General features: G+C 67.5%; 1 protein-coding gene. It reads left to right on the top strand.

Annotation, left to right across the window (positions count from 1 at the left end):
- The first annotated feature begins 120 nt into the window (after nt 1-120).
- On the top strand, nt 121-1,527 hold the full coding sequence (locus tag AWC12_RS27200) for an IS1380 family transposase (RefSeq protein WP_016341434.1): 1,407 nt from the start codon (nt 121-123) through the stop codon (nt 1,525-1,527).
- Nucleotides 1,528-1,697: the final 170 nt, after the last annotated feature.

The following is a 1,697-nucleotide window of genomic DNA, read 5'->3' as shown; positions in this document are numbered from 1 at the left end:
CCCGGATTTTTCGTGGAATGTTGACTGTGGGGGTGTGTAGATAAGCGAAAGTGCCTGTCCTGCAAGGAATAATTGGACTTCTCTACGGTTCAAAAACCCTGACGGGAAGGCACTTCGCAGGTGAAGAATATCGCGGCGGCATCGCCGGTGAAAGTTTCCGCCGACGGCCATGGCGTTGTGTCGCATGCCGGGATGGGCATGCTGCGTGAGCTTGCCGACCGGACCGGCTTATCGGCGCAGGTCACGGCCGCGTTGGCCGACACCTACCGCGGCCCGTGGGTGTATGCGCCTGGGGAGGTGTTCGCTGATCTGGCGGCCGCGGTCGCCGACGGCGCGGACTGCATCGACGCGGTCGGTCAGCTGTGCGGTGACCGGGAGCACGTCCTGGGGGCCAAGGCCTCAACGACCACCATGTGGCGGCTGATCGATGAGCGGATCGATGCCGCGCATCTACCCGGGGTGCGCGCAGCCCGAGCCGCGGCGCGGGCAGCGGCCTGGGCTGTCGGAGCCGCCCCCACCACCGGCGGCTGGCTGCATATCGACATCGATGCCACGCTGGTGATCGATCACTCCGACAACAAGGCCGGGGCTGCGCCGACCTGGAAGAAAACGTTCGGGCTGCACCCGCTGCTGGCGTTTCTGGACCGCCCCGACATCGCCGGCGGCGAAGCCCTGGCCGGGTTGCTGCGCAACGGTAACGCCGGCTCCAACACCGCCTCCGACCACATCATCGTCCTGCACCAGGCTTTGGCATCGCTGCCAGCGGCGTGGCGGCCCAACCCCGACGATCCCGACAACCCCGAGGCCCCGAAGGTGTTGGTGCGCTGCGATACCGCCGGATCCACCCACAAATTCGCCGCAGCGTGCCGGGCCGCCGGGGCCGGGTTCTCCTTCGGGTACCCCGTCGATACCCGCGTCCAGGACGCCGTGGACACCCTCAACCTCGGCGATTGCTGGTATCCAGCGATCGACACCGACGGCGGGATCCGCGACGGCGCGTGGGTCGCTGAAGCCACCGACCTGGTCAACCTGGCCTCCTGGCCCGAAGGGACCCGGCTGATCCTGCGTAAAGAACGCCCCCACCCCGGCGCGCAGTTGCGGTTCACCGACGCCGACGGCATGCGGGTCACCGCGTTCATCACCGACACACCACCGGGTGTCGTACCCGGTCAGGTCGCCGGTCTGGAACTACGGCACCGCCAGCACGCCCGCGTCGAGGACCGTATCCGCGAACTCAAAGCCACCGGGCTGCGTAACCTGCCCTGCCACTCCTTCTGGGCCAATGCTGCCTGGCTCGAAATCGTCCTGGCCGCCGCTGACCTGGTCACCTGGACCCGCCTCATCGGGTTCGCCAGCGATCGCGCTCTGGCCCGCGTCGAGATCACCACGTTCCGCTACCGGGTCCTGCACGTGGCCGCCCGTATCACCCGCGGCGCCCGCCAACTGCGGCTACGCATCGATGCCACCTGGCGCTGGGCGGCGGCGATCGCCGCCGCCTGGCACCGCGTCCGCACCGCCTTCGGATAACACCCCACCCCATCGGACCCATCAACGATGAAGGACCCACAGGCCCCAGGAAAGCCCGCCCCACCCGGCGACACGGGACAGCACCTCTACGCCACCACACGAAAACCACTACCCAACAACACAACTCGGCATCACACCGAACCCACACCAATTACCACGCAAAATCCGGG

It is taken from the genome of Mycolicibacterium iranicum, from assembly GCF_002101705.1.
In the GTDB taxonomy this organism is placed as follows: domain Bacteria; phylum Actinomycetota; class Actinomycetes; order Mycobacteriales; family Mycobacteriaceae; genus Mycobacterium; species Mycobacterium iranicum.
The sequence above is the reverse complement of the archived record's forward strand: the minus strand, read 5'-3'. Positions and strand labels throughout refer to the sequence as shown.